This window comes from Floridaenema flaviceps BLCC-F50, from assembly GCF_041929275.2.
Taxonomy (GTDB): domain Bacteria; phylum Cyanobacteriota; class Cyanobacteriia; order Cyanobacteriales; family Aerosakkonemataceae; genus Floridanema; species Floridanema flaviceps.
Map to the genome: position 1 here is coordinate 1,995,729 of NZ_JBHFNR020000001.1, position 21,452 is coordinate 2,017,180.

General features: G+C 42.3%; 19 protein-coding genes and 2 pseudogenes. 6 read left to right on the plus strand and 15 right to left on the minus strand.

Going from position 1 to position 21,452, the window contains the following annotated elements; genetic code table 11:
• Positions 1–11: 11 nt before the first annotated feature.
• Together ACE1CI_RS09555 and ACE1CI_RS09560 are read right to left on the minus strand one after the other, a co-directional pair.
• The gene (locus tag ACE1CI_RS09555; RefSeq protein WP_496615365.1) at positions 12–1,094 is read right to left on the minus strand and encodes a DUF4347 domain-containing protein; all 1,083 of its coding nucleotides are present in this window, start codon (positions 1,092–1,094) and stop codon (positions 12–14) included.
• A gap of 871 nt (positions 1,095–1,965) precedes the next feature.
• Positions 1,966–2,661, minus strand: coding sequence for a DUF2834 domain-containing protein (locus tag ACE1CI_RS09560; RefSeq protein ID WP_413261977.1), 696 nt, complete (start codon positions 2,659–2,661; stop codon positions 1,966–1,968).
• A 171-nt stretch (positions 2,662–2,832) separates the two neighbouring features.
• Here ACE1CI_RS09560 and ACE1CI_RS09565 point away from each other — a divergent pair, with 171 nt between their 5' ends.
• The 3 genes and pseudogenes from ACE1CI_RS09565 to ACE1CI_RS09575 form a co-directional block, all read left to right on the plus strand.
• Positions 2,833–3,954 carry an RNA-guided endonuclease InsQ/TnpB family protein gene (locus tag ACE1CI_RS09565; RefSeq protein WP_413261978.1) on the plus strand — a complete coding sequence of 374 codons (1,122 nt, stop codon included), beginning with the start codon at positions 2,833–2,835 and terminating at the stop codon, positions 3,952–3,954.
• A 601-nt stretch (positions 3,955–4,555) separates the two neighbouring features.
• Entirely contained in the window at positions 4,556–6,442 is a 1,887-nt protein-coding gene (gene ltrA / locus ACE1CI_RS09570) for a group II intron reverse transcriptase/maturase (protein WP_413263864.1), read from the plus strand.
• Between the two features lie 95 nt (positions 6,443–6,537).
• A pseudogene (locus ACE1CI_RS09575) lies at positions 6,538–6,692 on the plus strand (RNA-guided endonuclease TnpB family protein); the annotation flags it as partial.
• Positions 6,693–6,924: 232 nt separating this feature from the next.
• Here the strand turns inward: ACE1CI_RS09575 and ACE1CI_RS09580 are convergent.
• From ACE1CI_RS09580 to ACE1CI_RS09600, 5 genes and pseudogenes are all read right to left on the minus strand, one after another.
• Positions 6,925–7,065 (minus strand): annotated as a pseudogene (locus ACE1CI_RS09580) (DUF2834 domain-containing protein); the annotation flags it as partial.
• 57 nt (positions 7,066–7,122) lie between these two features.
• Entirely contained in the window at positions 7,123–8,193 is a 1,071-nt protein-coding gene (hrcA, locus tag ACE1CI_RS09585) for a heat-inducible transcriptional repressor HrcA (RefSeq protein WP_413267536.1), read from the minus strand.
• A gap of 607 nt (positions 8,194–8,800) precedes the next feature.
• Complete coding sequence (locus ACE1CI_RS09590) at positions 8,801–9,160, minus strand: rhodanese-like domain-containing protein (RefSeq protein ID WP_413267535.1); 360 nt, start codon at positions 9,158–9,160, stop codon at positions 8,801–8,803.
• A 41-nt stretch (positions 9,161–9,201) separates the two neighbouring features.
• The gene (locus ACE1CI_RS09595; RefSeq protein ID WP_413267534.1) at positions 9,202–10,704 is read right to left on the minus strand and encodes a dolichyl-phosphate-mannose--protein mannosyltransferase; all 1,503 of its coding nucleotides are present in this window, start codon (positions 10,702–10,704) and stop codon (positions 9,202–9,204) included.
• A complete protein-coding gene (locus ACE1CI_RS09600) occupies positions 10,701–11,699 on the minus strand; it encodes a Gfo/Idh/MocA family protein (RefSeq protein ID WP_413267533.1) in 999 nt (332 codons plus the stop codon). Before ACE1CI_RS09600 ends, ACE1CI_RS09595 begins: the two co-directional genes overlap by 4 nt.
• 346 nt (positions 11,700–12,045) lie before the next feature.
• Here ACE1CI_RS09600 and ACE1CI_RS09605 point away from each other — a divergent pair, with 346 nt between their 5' ends.
• Entirely contained in the window at positions 12,046–12,345 is a 300-nt protein-coding gene (locus ACE1CI_RS09605; protein ID WP_413267532.1) for a ferredoxin, read from the plus strand.
• A 144-nt stretch (positions 12,346–12,489) separates the two neighbouring features.
• On the opposite strand, the gene ACE1CI_RS09610 is transcribed toward ACE1CI_RS09605, so the two are convergent.
• Entirely contained in the window at positions 12,490–14,205 is a 1,716-nt protein-coding gene (locus tag ACE1CI_RS09610; RefSeq protein ID WP_413267531.1) for a SpoIID/LytB domain-containing protein, read from the minus strand.
• A 72-nt stretch (positions 14,206–14,277) separates the two neighbouring features.
• Here ACE1CI_RS09610 and ACE1CI_RS09615 point away from each other — a divergent pair, with 72 nt between their 5' ends.
• Positions 14,278–14,541 carry a ParB N-terminal domain-containing protein gene (locus ACE1CI_RS09615; RefSeq protein ID WP_413267530.1) on the plus strand — a complete coding sequence of 88 codons (264 nt, stop codon included), beginning with the start codon at positions 14,278–14,280 and terminating at the stop codon, positions 14,539–14,541.
• A gap of 414 nt (positions 14,542–14,955) precedes the next feature.
• Here the strand turns inward: ACE1CI_RS09615 and patR are convergent, their stop codons facing one another.
• Entirely contained in the window at positions 14,956–15,975 is a 1,020-nt protein-coding gene (gene patR, locus ACE1CI_RS09620) for a heterocyst master regulator PatR (RefSeq protein ID WP_496615366.1), read from the minus strand.
• On the minus strand, positions 15,920–16,192 hold the full coding sequence (locus ACE1CI_RS09625; RefSeq protein ID WP_496615367.1) for a hypothetical protein: 273 nt from the start codon (positions 16,190–16,192) through the stop codon (positions 15,920–15,922). The genes patR and ACE1CI_RS09625 overlap by 56 nt, the downstream gene beginning before the upstream one ends.
• A gap of 388 nt (positions 16,193–16,580) precedes the next feature.
• Between ACE1CI_RS09625 and ACE1CI_RS09630 the strand changes: the two genes are divergently transcribed.
• The gene (locus tag ACE1CI_RS09630) at positions 16,581–17,459 is read left to right on the plus strand and encodes a tetratricopeptide repeat protein (RefSeq protein WP_413267528.1); all 879 of its coding nucleotides are present in this window, start codon (positions 16,581–16,583) and stop codon (positions 17,457–17,459) included.
• 101 nt (positions 17,460–17,560) lie between these two features.
• Here the strand turns inward: ACE1CI_RS09630 and ACE1CI_RS09635 are convergent, their stop codons facing one another.
• The 5 genes from ACE1CI_RS09635 to ACE1CI_RS09655 form a co-directional block, all read right to left on the minus strand.
• Positions 17,561–18,178: a TMEM165/GDT1 family protein gene (locus tag ACE1CI_RS09635; protein WP_413267527.1), complete on the minus strand. Its 618-nt coding sequence runs from the start codon at positions 18,176–18,178 to the stop codon at positions 17,561–17,563.
• Between the two features lie 429 nt (positions 18,179–18,607).
• Positions 18,608–18,817, minus strand: coding sequence for a hypothetical protein (locus ACE1CI_RS09640; RefSeq protein ID WP_413267526.1), 210 nt, complete (start codon positions 18,815–18,817; stop codon positions 18,608–18,610).
• 66 nt (positions 18,818–18,883) lie between these two features.
• Positions 18,884–19,117: a hypothetical protein gene (locus tag ACE1CI_RS09645; RefSeq protein WP_413267525.1), complete on the minus strand. Its 234-nt coding sequence runs from the start codon at positions 19,115–19,117 to the stop codon at positions 18,884–18,886.
• Positions 19,117–19,518 (minus strand): hypothetical protein, encoded by a 402-nt coding sequence (locus tag ACE1CI_RS09650; protein WP_413267524.1) that lies wholly within the window; start codon positions 19,516–19,518, stop codon positions 19,117–19,119. Before ACE1CI_RS09650 ends, ACE1CI_RS09645 begins: the two co-directional genes overlap by 1 nt.
• A gap of 171 nt (positions 19,519–19,689) precedes the next feature.
• Positions 19,690–21,417, minus strand: coding sequence for a succinate dehydrogenase/fumarate reductase flavoprotein subunit (locus ACE1CI_RS09655; RefSeq protein WP_413267523.1), 1,728 nt, complete (start codon positions 21,415–21,417; stop codon positions 19,690–19,692).
• Between the last annotated feature and the right edge of the window lie 35 nt (positions 21,418–21,452).

Consider the following 21,452-nt stretch of genomic DNA (forward strand, 5'->3'; position numbering starts at 1 on the left):
AGGGCCTTGATCTAGTCCGGTGAGGTAGCTGTCAAAACCTGTGTCAATTTGACGGTTTGAGTGTTTGCCGCAGGAGCCGAGATCGTGAATGTCTGAGCGTAATAATTATTAGGTGCAGCATAGGAAACAGTCCAGTCCAACTTGAAATCTATCGTAGGATCATAAGTACCATTGGAATTCACATCAGCAACAAGGCTGGTAACGACTTTATAGGGGTCAAAGGTATTTCCTGTTCCCGTAACAGCAGTCTGCCCTTGACTGAGCCAAGGTGTGAAATTAGTTGCGGTTGGGGGATTAGTTGAGAGTGGATTTGCGGAACTATAAGTTGTCCCCCCAATTGCCAGAGCCGTCCTGGTATTAGCTGCGCTATATACTTGCTTGACGTTGCTTTCGGTAATGTAGAAGTTTCCATCAGAGTATATATCAATCTTTAGACCGTCCGTACTGTTAGTACCGCCTGAAGGGTTGATGGTTGCAGTTGCAAAAACTCCGGCATAAGAAGCAATTGTCGCTGGAGTAAATACATCTATAGGATGTAGCTCTTCCTCATCTCCTACTTTGCGAAGCTCCCAAGTTCCGCCACGCTCGGACGAACCCACGAGGGAATTCGATGCGTAAACCTCTGCGCCTGTTAACTGTGCCAACCGATCGACAAACTGGCGACCTTGAACTTGATCCGCTACGTTACAGCCGTAAAGTACAAGATCGCAAACATCCCACTGTTGCAATTGAGCAGCATAGCCCTTGAGACTATCCAAACTTAGTTGGGCATTTCCCAAATACAAACAGCCGGGAGAACCGTGAGAAACAATATGTACTGTTGAAATATCAGTGCGACTCGCCAAAACATCTGTCACTAGATAGATGCCGTTTTGTTTCGGGTCAAGAACAATTAATTCATAAGCGTTATCTACCCCAGCTACCAAACTCTGGTAGTCGGAAACAGCAGTGTCGATGAAAACTAGAGATTTTGGTTGGTTGGGATTAATCATATTAATCATGAGAAAACCTTCTGCATGGGGAAATTTGCCAATTGAGAGATAAAGTCCACTCGTGAGAATGGAACATTCTTCTGGAGATAGTTTTAGATGCACAAATCCTGCTAGCCCCGGAACATTCTTCTGGAGATAGTTTTAGATGCACAAATCCTGCTAGCCCCGGAAAGCAAAGGGCTATGTTGTAGTTATTGTGTTCAGGTCAAAAAGGTGACTTTGTTTTTAATCTTTCCGGATCTCTTCTTAGAGTTCCTGAATAATGTAGAGATGCACTAAATACTATTGTGGGGTGACTGCGGTAAATTTTACCTCAGAGAAAATACCTAATATGGTAAAATTTATTAATTTATTATACAGAAAGGAAAATGTTCGGTCTGGTATTAAGAAGTTGTAAAGCCGGAAATAAGCTGAGATTAATAAGTATTGGGTTACGTATTAGTGCCTAATCATTATTTGATTCACTTAACTCATGCCCGTAAATTCCAATAATGTGTTGGGATAATGCTGAACTAACATTTCAAGAATGAAGTAGGTATTGACGTAAGTAAATATATGGAACTTTACAAATTTGCTCACTGAAATTTCAAATACGCTATTTTAGTTTGAGAGAAATAAAGGTTCTGATAATTTTTTATTTTTCTAAGTTAGGCTCTTGCTTAAATTTTATTTATATTTCGTCAAAGTATTTAAAAACCGGGTTTCTTCAAGGGGTTATGAACGAAAAACCAGTGCTTTCAAATTTAACCATTTGCAAGAAACCCGGTTTTTAACCTTGGTGCAAGATCTCAGTATTTCGTAAGGTGTTTTATGTTGTGGCTACGAGATACTAATTAGGTGCGTTACGCTGTCGCTAACGCACCCTACTAAGTTAAGTTACGCTGTCGCTAACGCACCCTACTAAGTTAAGTTACGCTGTCGCTAACGCACCCTACTAAGTTAAGTTACGCTGTCGCTAACGCACCCTACTAAGTTAAGTTTTGCTAGTGGTGACGGAGGTTTTATTGATAGCAGTGGAGGAGATTTGGGGAATACTTTCCCACAGTGGAGGTCGCCAGCATAAATAGAAAAGTGCGCCTAACAAAGGAGTGAGGGAAGCTAACCGCAAAATCGGTTGATTTTTTACGCCTCTTCTGGCAATATCATCTCCCAAAAGTGTAGGAAATAAGAGGCAAAACAAACAAAATGCTAAACTCATGCCGTTAACAAAGCGACTGGTTTGAAACTGAACAATAAAGTCTTGCCAATCTCCCATTTTTAAACCGTAAATCAGCAGGATAACGGTGCTAATAGTTAAAATAAAACCTGTCCAGCGAGAGTCAAAAACTTTGAGAACAATGTCTTTTTTACCGGAAAATTCTTGATTAGCTTCTCGCAGTGCTAAATATGGTATTAAACCAATTACTCCTGTGGCTATTCCTGCTAGAAGAAAAGGCCATGCAGCTATTTTTTGCATTCTGCCATCAATTAGCATTAAACAGCTGTAAATTAGTAACCAAATCCCAACTAAAGAGAATAGGGAAAAGATTATTGGGTTAATTTCTAACCAATGTCCAGTGAAGAGATTTTTTAGTAGTGTAAGTGTGCTGGCTTGTACTGGAGGAGCGAATAAAAGGATGTACAATATGAATCCTGCCCACAAAGTCCATAATGCAATTTTTCTATTCATAATTTCGGTGACAAACTCTACTATTAGTCGGATAGTTAAGTTTAATTTACAATACCAATTAACTACGTCTGTCTTAAGTAAAGTTTTCCGATAGGTTCTTTGTGATTATACATGATTGACATTCAATAGCGTTAACCATTAAAATCTTAGCAATAAGACATAGGTAAATGAATGCTAACTGCGTTGAAGGTAAGAATATATCCGAACAAAGAACAGCAAATAGCCTTAGTGAAAAACTTCGGTTGTTGCCGCTTTGTTCGTAATTACTACCTCAACAAATCCAATGCTCAATATCAAGAAACTGGGAAGGGAATGAGTTATTGCGATATGGCAAAAGACTTAACCCAACTCAAAAAGCAATCCGAGCTTTCTTGGCTAAAAGAAGCAACAGCTACAACGCTACAGCAATCGCTGATGGATTTGGGAACTGCGTTTACCAACTTCTTTGAGGGAAGGGCGAAATTCCCTAATTTCAAAAGTAAGCATGATCAACAATCCCTGAGATATCCTGAAAGTTGTTCGATTCTTAAGAAGGGCATCAAACTTCCTAAAATAGGCGTTGTTAAAGCGGTAATCACCAGAAAGATTGATGGCAAGATTAAGTCTGTGACCATCAGTAAGACAAGCACGGATAAATATTACGCATCAATCTTATTTGAGATTGCCGATGACCCCAAAGAGAAGGAAGGGAAGATATCTGGAATCGACTTAGGGTTAAATAGTTTGGTGACGGTGTTTGACGGGAAGACAACTTATAAGGTTGACCCAGTTAAAACCACCAAGAAATACGCTAAACGTCTAAGGCGCAGACAGCAATCTCTGTCTCGCAAAAAGAAAGGTTCTAGCAATCGCAGAAAACAGATTAAAAGGGTAGCCAGAGTTCATGAGAAGATAGCGAATACTAGACAAGATTTCCTTCATAAACTCTCTCGTAAATTAGTTGACGAAAACCAAGTCATTGTAGTAGAAAACCTTTGTGTTAAAGGGATGGCGCGTACCAAGATGGCAAAATCAGTCTTAGATGCTGGTTTTGGGATGTTGGCAAACTTCCTAGACTACAAATTGAAAAGAGAGGGAGGGAAGCTTGTAGAAGTTGGCAGATTCTTCCCCAGCACAAAGCTTTGTCATTGCTGCAAATATAAGAATGATTCACTCACTTTAAAGGACAGAGAATGGACTTGTCCGAAGTGTGGAACTCATCACGATAGAGATGAAAACGCAGCGAAAAAGTGCGATTCGTTTAGTCAAAACCGAGAAATCGGGGGACGACTAGCAGTATCAAGTAACCAATAGGTTGAGAAGCACTTAAATCCTTGGTACTGACAACTTCATAACCTTGTGAGTGAAGGCAAGTATCCTAGAAAGCCAAAGTCTCATCCCGAAGACACATCGGTGAAAGCACACAAAGCGCGATATTTGTATCGCGTCCCCCCAGGTAGCGACTAGCCATCAATCCTGGAAGCGGGGGTGAAAGCGGAAAGGTGCTGACAGCCTAAAAGTCAGTTCCCCGTGAGCAAGTCCTTATGGATAACGAAAGTGAAGATGTGTCAGAACCACCGTTACGGCGAACCAGTGAAATCAGGCTGATACACTGGGAGTCCCAAAAGGGCAAAGAATAGGGTAATAGGAGGATTTTTGTCGGTCTACTAAGTGTCACCCGAAAACTCGGTGGAGAGCATCATCATAAAAGGACAAACCAAAGGTTATGAGGAACGAAGTAACCCATTTGATTACTCTCATCCAAGGTCGATTGAATGAGTAGTCAGCTAAGACGAAACCTCTAGGAAACTAGGTAACAAATGGGAGAGATTGAGTCAGAAGCGAATGCCCTATCTAACAGTAGGGATATGCTGACAGACTCACGGTGAAATAGAAGGTAGGGGTACAAGTAGCAATGAAAAAGGCTAAAGCCCGACAATCAGATAAAGATTGGTTGAGGATAGTATGGACATCGGATATACCTAATCAAGCCTGCGAAAACCCAACAGTTACCTGGAGGGATATCCAATGGAAGAAATTAGAACGTCAGGTGTTTAAGTTACAAAAGCGCATCTACCAAGCGTCTCGTCGTGGTGATGTCAGAACAACTCGCGGACTCCAAAAGCTGTTGATGAAGTCCCAGGCTGCAAAACTGCTAGCGGTGCGTAGAGTAACCCAGGATAACCAGGGAAAGAAAACGGCGGGAGTGGACGGGATTAAAAGCCTGACCCCAAAGCAACGTTTTGAACTGGCAAAACAATTAAGACTGGGTTCAAAGGTCAAACCAACTCGGAGAGTATGGATACCAAAACCGGGAACGGAGGAAAAAAGACCTTTGGGAATACCTACCATGAAAGACCGAGCATTGCAGGCGCTTGTCAAAATGGTACTAGAACCAGAATGGGAAGCACGTTTTGAACCTAACTCATACGGGTTCCGACCAGGGCGCTCATGCCAAGATGCTATCGATGCAATATTTCTAGCGATAAAGCAAAAAACTAAATTCGTGCTAGATGCGGATATAGCCAAATGTTTCGATAGAATCGACCACGAACAACTACTACGAAAAACCAATACCTTCCCAACCCTACGGAAACAAATCCGAGCATGGCTAAAAGCTGGAGTGATGGAAGGAAAACAGTTGTTCCCAACATCTGAGGGTACACCACAAGGCGGAGTTATATCCCCCCTGCTGGCTAACATCGCCCTTCACGGGATGGAAAACGCAATCATGGAAGCGGCAGATAATTTCGATATGAAACGTCCTGACGGCACACAATTAAGCAAGAGGGATAAAAGAAAGTCTGTTAGCCTGATTCGTTATGCCGATGACTTCGTTATCCTCCACGAAGACATAACCATTGTCCAACGATGTAAAGAGATAATCTCTGAGTGGTTAAAAGGCATGGGTTTGGAATTAAAGCCAAGTAAAACCCGATTAGCTCACACCCTGAAAGAATATGAATCCGAAAAACCGGGTTTTAACTTTTTAGGGTACAACATCAGACAACACCCCACTGGAAAATATACCAGTGGACGAGTCAAAGGGAAACTACTAGGCTTTAAAACAATCATCACCCCAAGTAAGGAAAGCCAGAAAAGACACTACAAAGAGGTTGCAGAAGTAATTGACAAACATAGAGGGGTAAACCAAGCTGCTCTCATAAAAAGCTTAAACCCAATCATCAGAGGATGGAGCAATTACTACTCAACAGTAGTTAGTCAAAAGGTGTTTGAAAAACTCGACCACCTGATAATCTGGAAATTACTTAAATGGGCAAAACATCGCCATAGAAATAAGGGCAGAAAGTGGAATGTCCAACGATACTTTCAAACCATTGGCGGTGATAACTGGGTATTCGCAACCAGGCAAGAAGGAACCAATCCTCTGCGGTTACTAAAACATAGTTCCACAACAATTAAACGCTATGTAAAAGTCAAAGGCGAAGCGTCACCTTATGACGGAAACCTGGTTTATTGGAGTTCCAGAATGGGAGAACACCCTGAAATGCCAAGTAGAATCTCAACCCTACTGAAGCGACAAAAAGGGAAGTGTACCCACTGCGGATTGTTCTTCAAAGATGAAGATGTAATGGAAATAGACCATATCATCCCCAAATCGAAAGGTGGAAAGGATGAATATAAAAACTGGCAACTTCTTCATCGGCATTGTCATGATACGAAAACTATCTTTGATGGTATTTCAGGCAATAAATCTGACTGTAAAAGTGTCAAGCCAAAGCCGCCAGTTAACTCAGAAATTAAATGGGTTAACGATATGTTGGTAATGACGTTTGTTTGACAAACACTATTTCGCTGAGGAGCCGTATGATGCGAAAGTATCAAGTACGGTTTTGGAGAGCAACGGCTCTCGTGAGAGAGTCGTTGACTTTAATCATTAGGGAAGAAGGGGTGCGAACACTGTCAACAAATACGGTAGGACATACCGAATTTCAAGCTTGTGGAGAGGGTGTAAGACTCGCTGGTAAAAGTAGAAATACTAGTTCAGAAAGCAACGCTCGATGAAACAAGAATCTCCCGCCACAGCGTAGCGCAGTGCGGTGAGAGTGTCAAAAAGAAACGACTAAAGTCGTTACAACGAACTTAATTATATAGATGAGGATATTAATTTTTAAGGTGTATTGCTAGTCACAATTTGTTTGGCTTCTGTTGCTTGACTTTCTTGTAAGGGAGGACGCAAGCAAAGATAGGCAAGAGGACCAAATAACGGCAGGAGGGAAACTGCCCAAAAAATAGCGGGGTTTTTCATTTTTCGCCTTGCCATAAGGGATTAATTCCGGCAATTTGACCAGTGGAAAGATTTTTAATTAACTCAAAAGTGCCTGGTTGTTGCGGTGGTGCTAAGAGAAAAGCATAACCAGCAACCGCTAACCAAAGTAACCAAAAACCAACTTTTCTAATCACAATTCCTCTTCTTTTCTGTCTGCGTTCTGGAGCGTCCTAGAGCGGTACAAAAAAATACTAACTCAATGCTTCCGACAAATAATCTGCTGCTGCTTCTACGACTGCGATCGCATTTTCATAAAGCATTCTCGTTGGCCCTAAAACACCCACACTTCCCACCGGAACAGAACCATGACAGTAATTAGCAGAAATTAGGGTACAAGTACGAATTGGTTCTAAAGGATTTTCCGATCCAATTCTCACTGTAACGCGCTTTCCTGTATTTTCTGATTCCTTGGTGGCAAAAATTAACGGCCAAAGTTGGTCTTGTTCTTCTTCCAACAAGTGCATTAACATTTTTACTTGCTGTAATTCCGAAAATTCTGGTTGACGCAATACTTCGGATACGCCACGAATTAAAATTTGGGTAACAGCTGGTGGTTTGGTGCGTCGTTTTACTTCGATGAATAAATCGCGCAAAAAGTCAGCATATTGTTGAAATTGCCGATCTAATTGCATCCAGTCTAATGTTGCTAATTCGGAAAGCGATCGCCCTCTAATTTGCGAATTCAAAAAGTTAGATAGGATTTGCAATTCGCGATCGATCGCTTCTGCATCTGTTGGATAATTTTCCGTTTGTGGTAACTCCATTAACACTGACTGAGTTTCATAACTATCCGTCACCACAATTAACATTACTTTTCCGGGCTCTACCTGGACTAATTGCAAATGTCTTACTTGATTTGTGCGGGATTGGGGTAAAGTAATCAGTGTAATATAACCACTGAGAGTCGCCAGAATTTGCGCTGCACCTTGTAACAGGGCTTCAAAACTCCAATCATCGCGATTCAATTTATCTTGCAGTACTTGTTCTACCTGACGCGCCACAGCTTCATCCGGCGTAATCAGTTGATCCACATAAATTCTATAACCAGAATCAGAAGGAACTCTTCCGGCAGAAGTATGAGGTTGATAGAGTAATCCCACTTTTTCTAAAACACCCATCGCATTACGGATTGTGGCTGGGCTAACGCTAAGATTATACTCTTCTACTAAAGCTTTCGATCCTACTGGCTCCGCCGTTGCTATATAATGACGAACTGTTGCCCAAAGGATATGCTGTTGTCGGTTAGTTAAATGGATTTGCATAGTTTATTTGAGCAAAAGAGCAATTTAAATTGATTTACAAAAGAAAGTCGTGATTTCAGCCATATTGTACTTTTTATTTAACGTAAGTTGCTAGTTATAAGATTAGTCTGATTCTTTGTACGTTGTTGGGCTTTAGCCCTCTTAGGAAACGTGGCATTATAGGGCTAAAGCCCAACAACGTACCTTTATGTAAATAACTAGCAACTTGCGTTATTTAGTAAAAGATGATATCAAATCGCTTCTACTTTAGTACAGAGTTATTCGATTTGGGATTTGGGATTTTAGATTTTAGATTTTAGTTTGACTCCGCAGGTATATTGGGAGGCTTAAACTAAGGACAGGGATTTTTGCTTGCCGCGCCTGAAGTAGGGGCTGATATTCCTCGTGAGGTTCGGTCAAGCTGTAATGGCAGTTTTTTTTATTTTGGCAGATGCTGTTTAAAGTAATTGTATTTAATATAACTCGGATTTAGGTTAAGTGCAGTTTTTTAGCTGCTAATATTTCTCAGGTAGTGCAGCGCGATCGGAATAACTATACAATTAAAAACCAGGAAAAAAGTTTTGTGTAAAGCTTCTTTCCTTGCAGTCTTCTGCCTTCTTAGAGGTTTTTAATATCGAGGTACATTGCGATCGACCGCTATGGAATAAGCATCAATCCCACCCACAATATTTTTGACATTAGTAAAACCTTGACTAATTAACCATTGGCACATTTGAGCCGATCGCACTCCATGATGACAAAGAACCAGAGTTTCTGCATCAGGATTTAGGTGGTTTTTAATATCTTCTGACCAGGTGTTAAATTCGCTTAAGGGGAAGTTTTGAAAACCTGCTAAATTGGCGATCGCTACTTCCTGTGGTTCTCGCACATCCACCAGTTGTAATCCCTCTGGAGAATTTGCCAAATAATTAGCTAATTCTTTTACACTAATTTGTCCAAGAGACTGATTTGAAAATTGTTCTGACATTGGGACACCCTTAATTAAGTCAACAGCTATCCAATTTTAAATTATATCCAACTATTTAACCAAATCCGCAGTTGATATTGCGGTAAAGACAAAGGTAATCCTAGAAATATCGGTAGGCAAAATACAAAAGCTGCCAATACTAGAAAAATCACCGTCACACCCATAATTTTCAGGCGAGTTTGGTAATGCAACCAGCGATCGACCAACCACGCCAACCCCATAAAAGCAAAAACTGCCGCACTCATATAAAGATAAATAAAAGTACAGCGTGTCACCTTTATCCAAGGTAAAAAATGCGCCGACCAATTAATTACCACAAAAGCAACCAACCACAATTCCTTACTTTGAGGGAAGTAATCAGAATAATTAATTGGCGGATTTCTCTGATTAATAACAGTTTTTAGCCAAAGCCAAACTCGTTTCAATAATAACCAAATTAACAGCAAAATAGCCAAACTGGAAAACCACCATAAAACCGGATTTCCCATCCCATAAACAGTGTAAGCTGCCTGTTTAATTCCCGGAGGTAAAGGCGGTAAAGCAGCAGCTTTAGAACTAGTCGCTGACTTTTCAAAAAGATAAACTACCGGACGAATTACTAAAGGCCAAGTATACCAACTAGAGCAATAAGGATGCACCTTTGGCCCACTTTTCATATTTTGGTGAAACCCCAACATTTGTTGATGCACTTTCCCAAAATTAGTATCTTTATTAATCTCTAAATGAGGCATCCATAGCAAAGCGTAAATTATCGCTGGAATCACAGCTAAAAAAATTACGACTTGGAACAAATTAATCTCGGAAAGATTTTGTAAAATACTTTCTTTAACTGGCTTTACCTGCGAGCGCTGACTGGGAATCCCCGGCGAAGTAACTGGGCGATTTTTGCCAAAAATCTGCACAAAATGAGCCAAAACCCATAAAATATAAATGCCTAATAAAAAGCCTAATCCATTCCACTTCACCGCCACCGATGCACCTAAAGAAATGCCGCTAAAAAACAACCAAATTTGCCGATTTTTACCTTGATTCGCTAAAGCTATCAACAAGAATAACTGACCTAAAAGGCCAAACATTACCAAATAAATATTAATCAGTGCATAGCGAGATTCTACTAAAAATAAACCATCCACAGCCATAAACAAACTAGCAATTAAAGTATAGCTGCGCCGTTTACTTAATAGATAAGCTATTCCCCCGACAACCAAGGGAAAGAAAGACCCAGTAAAAGCATTCATCCAACGATAAACCCAAGGATAAATTGCTGTACCTGATAAACTATTTAAATCTTTGCCTAAAAAGTGACTACCTAGCCACATTCCCAGGGCAATCATATATTTCCCTAAAGGAGGATGAGCATCAAAATGGGGCTGATTAGTTAAATAATCTTTGCCATATTTGACATAATAAATTTCATCAAATACTAGCATATTGAATCTGTCTAGTCCCCAAAAATGTAGGGCAAAAGACAAAGCCATTATTGCTAACATTCCGAAACTAAACCAAGCCCAAGACAACTGAGAATTTTGTTTAGTCAATTTCATAAGATTTCGATTATTTTTCCGGTTTCTGACGCTCGACGCACCCCATCAGCTACTTTTAAAGTGTACAAACTAACATCAGGTGTCACATATAAAGGTGTACCTTCAGTTAAGTGATCTAAAACCATTTTGGTTTCTTTGGCAAATAAGCCACGACGACTACCTACATTGATCGCAGTTTTTTCTTCTCCTTGAATTAGATAACCTTCGTCACCATTAAACATTAAACAACCGTTTTCGCCGTAAACTTCAAAAGGACGAGCAGCTTGGGAAAAAACTTCGCCTTTACCATAAGTTGCTTCCGCAATTAATCCACTGGTAAAGCGTAATTTAGCTGTGCAAAGACAGGCGGTGTAGTATTCTGAATCACTTTCCCAAAAGCGACTTTCACAACTGACAGTTGCTACTTTACCGAATAAATCGATTAATCTGTGCAGTCGTGACAATGCGCCAACGAAAGGAAAACCAAATTGAGTATAGTGATAAGTCCACTTACGTGGAGCAGGTTTTTGCGGATTAATAGTACTATAACGGGCGTAGAATGGCGTACCAATTGCGGCGATATTTTGCCTTAGTGCTTGGTGCAGTCCTCCGAGTAGTTCGATATGTTCAACGTGCAAAAGTTTGTTGACATTAGCGGCTAAAGAGATTAGTTCTTCAGCTTGCCAAGGATGGAGAGAGAGGGGGTATTCTACGACTACGTGCTTACCAGAGGAAAGGGCGGCATGAGCGATCGCACCATGCTCACTATTAATAGTACAAACTATCACTAAATCCACATCAGCACGCTGTACCAGCTGTTGCCAACCTAATACTGCCGTCGCTTGGTAAGTTTGAGCAAACGACTCAGTTCTTTCCGGCGTATTACCAGCCACCGCCACCAACTGGGTGCGAGGATCGGATTGCAGAGTTTCGGCTCTCAGTTTAGCCGCATAACCCGTACCGATCAAACCAACCTTCAGAGGCACTGTAACAGAAAAGCGGGCAGAAGCACTCATCTTGAAAAACTTGGGACTTAAGAGATAGGAAATTAGTAATTATTGCAGCATAGCAGTCCGGTCTAGCATACAGCGAAATTCCGCCAAAAACAGATAACGAAAAACGATTCTCTAAAACCGAAGTTGCCACTTTCTGCAATAAGTATAAGTAATCAGGATATTATTAGCAGATTTAATTACGAATCCCATTCATTCAAAGTGCTAATTCGCTATCAAATTCTTTGACTTTTCACGTAGTATCAAGAAGGTGAAAGAAATCCGATCGCAGAACCTAGCAAATTTACCTCGCTAGGACTGCTTAAGGAAAACTTATACAGCTGTCTGGAATACGTGAGAGGATTGATACATGGCAACTTACAAAGTTACGTTAATTAACGAAGCCGAGGGTTTAAATACAACCATTGACTGTGAAGATGACACTTATATCCTCGATGCAGCGGAAGAAGCTGGACTTGACTTACCCTATTCTTGTCGCGCAGGCGCTTGCTCAACTTGTGCTGGCAAAATCACCGCAGGCTCTGTTGACCAATCCGACCAGTCTTTCTTAGATGACGATCAGATTCAAGGAGGCTATGTTCTCACCTGTGTAGCTTATCCCACATCTGACTGTACGATCATGACCCACCAAGAAGAAGAACTGTACTAAGTTAGAGGAATCGAGTAGTTAGTTATCACCAGCTGATAACTAACTACTACTAAATTTCAGATTTCAAAGGTAGTGGGTAATTGGTAAATCACACCAATCACCCCATTATCTGTGCCAATCCCAAATCCCAAATCTAAAATTGACTCAAGGTTCCTGCCAAAAGATAATTGAAGGATTGAGTCGTTCCACTTGGGCACCCGGATAATAAAAATTGAGAATCTGTTGACTTGACCAACCAAGTCTAGCCAACTGAGAAGCACCAGTTTGACTTAAGCCAACTCCGTGACCAAAACCAGCACCAACAAAAGCATAACCGATCAATTCTTGGTTTTGATTTTTGAGCGGGTCTAAGTAGAAAAAGCTGCTGCGCGGAGGTTTAAAAGCGCTACGGACTTCTTCTTTATGTAATTCGACGACTCCTTTATCAGTGTAGATATTCATTTGCAAAATTCGCCCACTTTGGGCTCGTTCTGTCACCTCCATTTTTTGAATGCTTTGCAAGTTGGCGAGGGGATGTTTTTTCGATTCCAAGTAGTTTTGCAATTGTGCGGTAATATCGGGTAGTTTACTTTCGTAGCGCCAGCGAAATAGTGGTTCCTGTTCTTCGTTGAAGCCTTGTTGCAGGCTAATAAATCGGCGGACATTTTCTTCTTTGGTTAAACTGTAACGCGATAAATCCCAAACATTTTTGGTGGTATCGAGTACGGATTGTAAATAAGGTCGATCGGGCCCATTCCACACATCACTAAATCCTGCTGTAATGCCGCCAGTAGTAGAAGAATAAAGGGCATCGACTAACTCATTATTGTAGGTGAGGACTAAACCTCTAGTGGCAGCGATCGCGCGATCGGTATTCGGAATTGCGCCCTGCAAACCGTAATAAACTTGGCAATGAACATCCGCACAAAGTTCATAACCATCGATCGCAAACCGTCGCAAATTCCGCAGTGCATAAGTTCTGGCAATAATCGCTTGTGCTTCCACTGCTGCATTCTGAGCACCTGCACCTATTTCATAAGGTACAACACCGCGCAAATAAATTTCTAAAGGAACCTGATTTACTATAGTGAAATTGCCGTAGGAATTAGGCTGCATTTTCAGCGAACCATAGTATAACCTGGCAGTACGCTCGGTTTTACCTCTATTGACGCGAATTAAGTTCCTTAGCGTCGAAATTTCCACATTTTGGCGATTGTAACCCAACCCATTTACCGCCCAAAATACTTTTGGAACTCGATCGACCACTTTTGTATCTATATAAGCCGTTCGCACACCTTGAGCTTGAATCGTTTGCAACAACAACCGCCGCACTATAGCAGTGCTGTAAACATCTCTTCTGGCCCAAACTTGCCAACGGTTCGTCGGTTGAGCAATTTCTACCAAAATGCCTCGACTGCGCCATGTATTCGCTGCGTATTCCGCTGTTTCAAAGTTTGGGTGATTGCTTAAGACAACCCGTTCCTGCAAAATTGGCTCAGGTAAAGGCTGCATGGCAATTTGGAGTTGGATTTTTTCTACCGCTAGGGTGGTGGGTCTCATGTTTCCCGCCAGGAAGCGCAGGGTTAAGCGATCGCCCCCAGTCGCCTCCAAGGTAATCTGATCCAGGGGATCTTCCCCAAATCGCTGCACAATCCCCACTTGCAGTTCCACATCATCATTGACTCCCCTTTGTTGGGTTAGTCCAGGTGCCGCCATCCCCATTACACAAGTTACTGTAACTACGACACGGCAACTATTGATTAACCACGCCCAAGCACTTTGCTTAGTGCGCTTCTCCATCTCTTTGACATTACAGGTGCGAGTTTTCATGGCTGTTTTGCGATCGCTCACTTCCGAATAGATTACCCGATACTTGGTCAAAAAAACAGTTGCATTTCAAACTCATAACGACTATGATTTAATTAAGAGAGAAAACAACCAGCAACCAATCCGATGGTAAGAGTACAGGAAATCCCCCTCAAGGACATTCGTCGTCCATTGATTAGACAAACAGACCCAACCAAAGTCATAAATTTAATGAAATCAATCCAAGAGATTGGTCAACTTGAACCGATCGATATCTTGGAAGTAGAAGGAAAATACTATGGCTTCTCCGGCTGTCACCGCTACGAAGCCTGCCAAAAACTAGGCAAAGAAACCGTGCTCTGCCGAATCCGCAAAGCACCTGCCTCAGTCTTAAAAATGCACCTAGCTTAGGGGAAGTTTTGAGTTGTAGGGGCAATTCATGAATTGCCCGTACAGAGTTTTGAGTTTTGAGTTAATTAACTTCCCAAGAGTCCCCGTTCTCTGTTCCCTGTTCCCTGTTCCCAAAGAAGCGATCGCGCTTTGCACCTCACTAAGTAGGTAGATGTAAATAAAGTAAAAAGCAAGGTGGGCTCTCTAGGAGAGCCCCATCCTTAGATAACGACGATCGTTAAAGCACTTACCATGACTAACTTTAAGCGCCAAACCGCCTGAAGATGGCTAGCCTGACTCCCTAGCCGAAACAGGGGGGTGCAGGGGTACTCCGGGTGCTCCGGGTGCAGGGGAGAAAATGATGGAAAACTTATCTTACTTCCTACACCCTATTCCCTACACCTACCCCCTGTTCAGGAGTTCCCTTCTACCTCACTAGCTGCTCCCTTCGCTGCTAGGCTGGCGCTTAGGGCGAGGAATAGGTTTGGGAAGTGGTTTGTTGCTTCCGCCTGGAGGTGCTGAAGCACCCTCTGGAGCACCTGGGCGCTGGGGACGATCTTTCTTCCAAGGTTTTTTCCCACCCGGACCACTACCAGCGCCCATGCGTTTTCCTCCGGGGCGCGGTTTTCCTGGTCTTCTCTGGCGTACAGAGGCAATATCTTGTGCTTGTCGAATTACCAGAGAATCAGCCTCTCTGACCACCTGAAAGTCCCAGAAGTAACCTACAGCTTTCTTTTCCAAAAGACCATTGAGGGTCAATTTGAAGAATTTGGGTTTATCACTTTCCTTCTTGGGTGCTTGCTTAATCTTGACGATGATTTTTTGTTGGTCAAGAGATTGGAAAACAACTTCACCACGAATGGAAAAATAACCATCTTCGGCTGGTTGAGCCGAAGATGGCGCTGCTGGTGCTTCTGCTGGTGCTTCTGCTTCTGACTCAGCAGCTAGACGCTCTTTATCTAATTTTTCTGGTTCCCAAACGCCAACAATTTGCACATGAAGGTCGCCTTGTTCTTGTCTGGTTCTGGGATAAACTACCCACAGGTGTTCGTTTGCCAAATCTAAGTGATTTTTGACTAAACTCATTACCCGACCTAGCAAAACAGCATCAATCTGTTTCCCATCTGCGGTAATAACGTTACCACGAGTAAATTGTTCTTCACTGGCAACATATTTTCCCCGTACTAAACCAATAGCTCGATATTGCAAGGGTTCGCTCGGAGGTGGAATTGGTTGTAGCCGTGATAGATTATCTTGCTCAGTTGTAGTATTGGCTTGATCGGAATTTGTGTCTGAGTTGGCTGTTGGCGTAGCAGGAGCAGGATCTACAGTTGCAGTTTGTTCACCTTTTTTAGGTTCACTTTTGTGAACTGCAACAATTTTAGGAGCAGCTTCGCTCTTAGGAGTCGAAGGGACTTCTGGGCGGGATAGGTTCAGCAGTAGTTTTAGGCGCACCTGTTGCTTTAGGTTCGCTCTTGAGAGTTGAGGGACTTTTGGGCGGGATAGCTTCACGAGTGGTTTTAGACTCACTTGTTGCTGTTGGTTCGCTTTTGGCTGTCGGAGCGCTTTTAGGCGGGTTGGGCCGACGCGCCACTGGCGGCTCAGTTGCTTGAGCAGGTTCGGGATTACTAGAGGACTGAGGAAACTGATTAGGATTGGGAGAGGGACTCATAAAAACTCCTTGGAGCGGAGACACACTTTTTTCTGGCTTGGGATGGAAAAGGTCTGGTTTTGATTCAGGAGGATTAGTTGATCCCCCTGTACCAGTCAACAGCCAAAACCTGTATTTACTACTCTATTCTTTTGCTGAACATTTCGTAATTCACAGGATGCTCACAATCCACTCTACTAAAGCAGTTGATTGCGAGCGACAAGTTTTTTAGCCTGTCTATTTTACTCAATGCAATATATATCTTGTTTCATCCGTAAAGTTTCAGTAATTATTTGCATAGTTAACGATCGTCTTAATTGTGGGCATTGGGCTGCTTGTCTGCCTGTTTGGTTTTGGTTACATCAGCGACCCATAGTTGATAATATTAATCAGAGTTCAAAAAAGTTTTGTGTCTGAAAAGCTCCGCCGCTGGTTAATTTTTGGGTTTCTGCTCTTGGGGACTATCTCTTTCGTGATTCCCACTATTATGCCTTTTTTGGGTGGTTCGCCCAATCAAGAATCCTCTTCGGCTCGAACACCTGCATCTATTCAAACGCCAGCAGGGAAGCAAGAGGAATTACTTGCTCAGGCGAGGGGTTATCAGTTAGTCCTACAACGAGAGCCTGATAATGAAACGGCTCTCAAGGGATTGCTGTTTACTCAGCTAGAGTTAGTCCGTCAGGGAGCCGCAGATGTGAAAACCACGATCGAACCCTTGGAAAAGTTGGCGAAACTAAAGCCGGAAAATACGGAATACTCGGTTTTACTGGCTCAGGCTCGGCAACAAACTGGCGATCGCGAAGGAGCCGCTAAAGCCTATCGCTCAATTCTGGAATCTCAGCCAGGGGATGTCAAGGCTTTACAAGGTTTAGTCAGTTTGCTATTGGCTGAAGGTCGTCCCGAAGCTGCTATTGGTTTACTGCAAGATACTTTGGAAAGCGCTCCCAACCTGAACCAAATTAAGCCTAACACTGTCAATGTAATTTCTGTGCAACTGATGTTGGGACAGGTCTACGCTGAACAGGAACGCTATGCTGATGCCATCAATGTTTACGATAATGCGATTAAAGCTAATAAGGAAGATTTTCGTCCGGTTTTAGCTAAGGCTTTGGTGTTACAAAAACAAGGCAAAAATGAGGATGCTAAATCTCTTTTCAATTCCGCAGCTAATTTGGCTCCGGCTCAATATAAAGACCAAATTGTTAAATTAGCATCGTCATCTCCCGCTGCTGCTTCTCCTGCACCAACTGCACCTACCACTCAGGAACAACCGGAAAGTAAGAATTAATTGGTAATTGGTAATTGGGCATTGCAATATCCTTAAATTCAGGTCTGTGCCGCTTATTTAATTAACGAGCCTTGCACAATAACCAGTTACCAATTAACTTTTTAAACACCTTCTAAATAAGATACTAAGGCAAATAGGAGAAACAATAATCCTCCCATAGCTGTTAATCTGCGTTCGGAAATTCGTTTGGCAATTAGTCTACCGCAGGTAACTGCGATCGCCGCACAAATTCCATGCCCTAAAATGGCTCCAGTGGTAACTCCAAAAGCATTGTATCCTGCTGCTAAACTAATTGTGGCAAACTGCGTGCGATCGCCCCACTCTGCCACAAATGTCATCACAAATGCTTTAATCACCACTGCTAATTTACTCTCCTTACGCCGAATTTTTGCTTCGGCTTTGTTCACCACTTCTAAAGCTTCTTCTGCTTCATCACAGCAAGGTTTAGCTGGCATTGTACTGGCTTCATAAAGTAACTTTAGCCCAAAGGCAACGAACAACACAATTTCTGCATAATAAACATATAATTTCGGTAAAAGTGATACCACTTGTCCCATTAAAACCGATAATATTGTCATGGCGGCTAAGGCTGCGGTAACACCAATAAATATCAGCTTCCGCGAATGACGCATGGCTAAAATTGCCGCAATAAAAAATGTTTTGTCGCCTAATTCTGAGACTGTAATTAACAATAATCCAGCAGTAAAAGCTGTCAGCATTCTCTCAAACTCTCCTCTTGTTTTTGCTTTCCCTGAGTGAGCTTGATGAGTGCAAATAGACTTCACCAAGCTCACATCAGTTGTGAACTTAGTGAAGGTCTCGCTTGCAAGATTAATAGGCTCAAAATTTACTTGAGCTTGAAAAACTTGTCACCCGAACCAGGCTCATCGCCAGTATGTTGATTCAGATGGGCTAGGCAAATCTTTATTCGCTATTGCTCAGATTCGCTAGCAGCTACTCCCCTTCGCTTACAGATGTAATTGTACATCTATCTTCTGAAGTAAACAAGTAGTTTTCTTCTCATTGTTGTTTCATTTTTTCGTTGAGTTGGCTAGGATAGTGCTTTAAATATTTTCCAGGTTTTAATATTGATTTGAAATGCGGTTTATTTAAACGATCGCATCTACATCGATTCCCAAATGCGATCGCTAATCGAGCTTAGGCTTACAATCAGTAAAAGATAAAGCTTCTTCATCAAGATAACCTGCTATAGCCATTTCAATTACTGCCCAAACCGGATAATTCATTGTTTTAGCTCGCATTTCCAGTCCGTTACGAATCTTTTCAGGTAGTCCTTCCAGAAAGATTTGTGCTAATTCAGGAGAGAGATGTTCATTGATAGCAGGTTGGGTTTGCATAGAGTTAGTCCCTCGCTGGAATTTTCACGTTATAGGGTGGGTTAATAGCTTGGATGATTAGGCTTTTTAAGGAGAATTCCTTGATTCTGATTCCTTGAGACGTTGCGATAATAGGCAATCTTCAAAGCTGAAAGCTTCAGAGTCTAGAAAACTGGCAATTGCCATTTCAATCGTAGCTTCCAGGGAACATTCTAGCTGATTTGCTTTTTCAAGTAGGGCGACTTTTACGTAGTCAGGCAAATATGGCATTAGCGAATGAATAGCTTCTGGTGGCAAATGTTCGATCTTGAGGGTCTGCATTATTGTTCTCTAGGAATTTTAACGTTGTAGGGAGGATTTGTAGCTTGAAGGATCTGGGTTTCTAATTGATATGATAACCCTGGTTTTTGCCATTGGTTGAGGGTAACGAAGCACGCTCCATTTGAACAAGTCCGATCGCACCCACATCGATCACCACACACGAACGCACTCTCCATTTGAACAAGTCCGATCGCACCCACATCGATCACCACACACGAACGCACTCTCACCCTTCCCTCTTGTAAACCGTACATAATAAAATGTTGGAAGGCTTGTTGATAATTCAAGCCTGCTGCTTTTAAATCAGCGTTATGTTCTAGATAATAGCGGACATCAAAACCTAATGAAGATGTGCGTCCCTCATCTATGCCATATTTAATTAAATGTTCAATACCTGTCAACTCATCTCGGTTTACAGCCTCAGCAACGTCTGTGTTTTTGTCTCAATAATAGTTATTTTCAAATTCGATATTGGGAGGGTGGGTTTTGATTTTTCTCTTGTTCCTTTGAAAAAGGTACGTTGTTGTGCTTTAGCACTAGCGGCGCTGAAGCGCAACAACGTACTTAGAAAGTTAATACTTCCTTTCTTGTGGTTCAAACATGGTGATACTTACAGGTTTATACTGAATCTCAACACCTGCGAGAGAATAGTAAGCTAGGGTATGTTTGAGGAAGTTACTATCATCTCTGTTGGGGAAATCTTCCCGACAATGGGCACCGCGACTTTCTTGACGGTTTAAGGCAGATGATAAGATTAATTCTCCCACAATCATCAAACTACGAAGTTCGATCGCTTCCATAATCTCCGTATTCCAAACTGTCCCTTTGTCGTCTAGATAAATATTGTCGTATTGTGCTTTTAACTGTTGCAATTGGTTTAATCCTTCTTGCATTAATTCCGCAGTGCGAAATACTCCACAATATTGAGTCATGCAATCTTGGAAAGTTTGACGTAATTTGCCAATTCTGATTTCTCCCTTTTGCTCAAAAAGTGATTGAATTTGGGTTTGTGCTTGGGCTAAATATAGCGTTTCATCAATTTCGGGAAGTTTTCGATTTTGAACGTATTGTGCGATCGCAGCACCAGTTCTTCTGCCATAAACGACACATTCTAATAACGAGTTACTTCCTAAACGATTTGCACCATGAACGGAAACACAAGCAGCTTCACCCGCAGCAAAGAAACCTTCAATTAAACTATCAGCACTACTGCGAACTTGACCATCGGTGTTAACTGGAATTCCGCCCATTGAATAGTGTACAGTTGGACGCACAGGCATGGGTTTTTCTACCGCATCAATTCCTAATAATCGATGTGCTTCTTCCCAAGCGAAGGGAATGCGACTCATGATTTTTTCCCTTCCCATGTGCCGCAAATCTAGGTAAACAAAAGGCCCGCCGCAGCTACCATCAGGATGGGCACCTCTAAGAGCGCGGATTTCCAAAGCGATCGCTCTTGAGGTAATATCACGAGGAGCGAGTTCCATTCGGCTAGGGGCGTAGGTTGCCATGAAGCGATCGCCATTACAATTAATGAGATAAGCACCCTCGCCTCGCACTGCTTCCGAGATTAACACACCTACCGGATACAAACCAGTCGGGTGAAACTGCACAAACTCCATATCTTCCAGAGGAACACCCGCCAAAGCAGACATTGCCAAACCATCACCCGTCGAGGCATAGTCATTAGAAGTAGTATTAAAAGCCCGACCATAACCACCAGTAGCAAACATAATAGCTTTAGCGCGGACAACTTGCATTTCCCCATCGCGAATGCGGTACATGACAATACCCTTCGCTTGTCCTTCCTCCAAAATCAACCGCATCACATACCATTCGTCATAGATGTGAACGCCGTAGCGACGGAGGTTATTAACTAATTCATGTAAAATTGCATGACCTGTTTTATCAGCAGCGTAACAGGTGCGACGATGGGAATGTCCGCCGAAAGCACGTTGGGCGATGCGACCATCAGGCAAACGCGAGAATAAAACGCCCATGTGTTCCAAATCAATCAAAACATCTGGCGCTTCACGGGTGAGAAGTTCTACCGCATCTTGGTCTGCTAAATAATCGGAACCTTTGACGGTATCAAAAGCATGAGCTTTCCAAGTATCTTCTAAGTCTACATTGTTGAGAGTCGCGGCGATACCCCCTTGGGCGGCGACGGAGTGAGAACGAATTGGGTGAGTTTTGGCGATTACAGCTACATTTAATTTTGGATCGGTCCGGGCGATTTCCACAGCGGCGCGACACCCAGCTAATCCCCCACCAATAATGATGACATCGTGTTCTAACATTCTCAGTTTTAAATCCAGATTTCCTCTTTATCTAT

Coding starts and splice junctions, on each gene's coding strand:
- ACE1CI_RS09560 (WP_413261977.1), bottom strand. CDS start 2,661: ATGAATAGAAAAATTGCATTATGGACTTTGTGGGCAGGATTCATATTG.
- ACE1CI_RS09565 (WP_413261978.1), top strand. CDS start 2,833: ATGCTAACTGCGTTGAAGGTAAGAATATATCCGAACAAAGAACAGCAA.
- ltrA (WP_413263864.1), top strand. CDS start 4,556: ATGAAAAAGGCTAAAGCCCGACAATCAGATAAAGATTGGTTGAGGATA.
- hrcA (WP_413267536.1), bottom strand. CDS start 8,193: ATGCAAATCCATTTAACTAACCGACAACAGCATATCCTTTGGGCAACA.
- ACE1CI_RS09590 (WP_413267535.1), bottom strand. CDS start 9,160: ATGTCAGAACAATTTTCAAATCAGTCTCTTGGACAAATTAGTGTAAAA.
- ACE1CI_RS09595 (WP_413267534.1), bottom strand. CDS start 10,704: ATGAAATTGACTAAACAAAATTCTCAGTTGTCTTGGGCTTGGTTTAGT.
- ACE1CI_RS09600 (WP_413267533.1), bottom strand. CDS start 11,699: ATGAGTGCTTCTGCCCGCTTTTCTGTTACAGTGCCTCTGAAGGTTGGT.
- ACE1CI_RS09605 (WP_413267532.1), top strand. CDS start 12,046: ATGGCAACTTACAAAGTTACGTTAATTAACGAAGCCGAGGGTTTAAAT.
- ACE1CI_RS09615 (WP_413267530.1), top strand. CDS start 14,278: ATGGTAAGAGTACAGGAAATCCCCCTCAAGGACATTCGTCGTCCATTG.
- ACE1CI_RS09625 (WP_496615367.1), bottom strand. CDS start 16,192: ATGAGTCCCTCTCCCAATCCTAATCAGTTTCCTCAGTCCTCTAGTAAT.
- ACE1CI_RS09635 (WP_413267527.1), bottom strand. CDS start 18,178: ATGCTGACAGCTTTTACTGCTGGATTATTGTTAATTACAGTCTCAGAA.
- ACE1CI_RS09640 (WP_413267526.1), bottom strand. CDS start 18,817: ATGCAAACCCAACCTGCTATCAATGAACATCTCTCTCCTGAATTAGCA.
- ACE1CI_RS09645 (WP_413267525.1), bottom strand. CDS start 19,117: ATGCAGACCCTCAAGATCGAACATTTGCCACCAGAAGCTATTCATTCG.
- ACE1CI_RS09655 (WP_413267523.1), bottom strand. CDS start 21,417: ATGTTAGAACACGATGTCATCATTATTGGTGGGGGATTAGCTGGGTGT.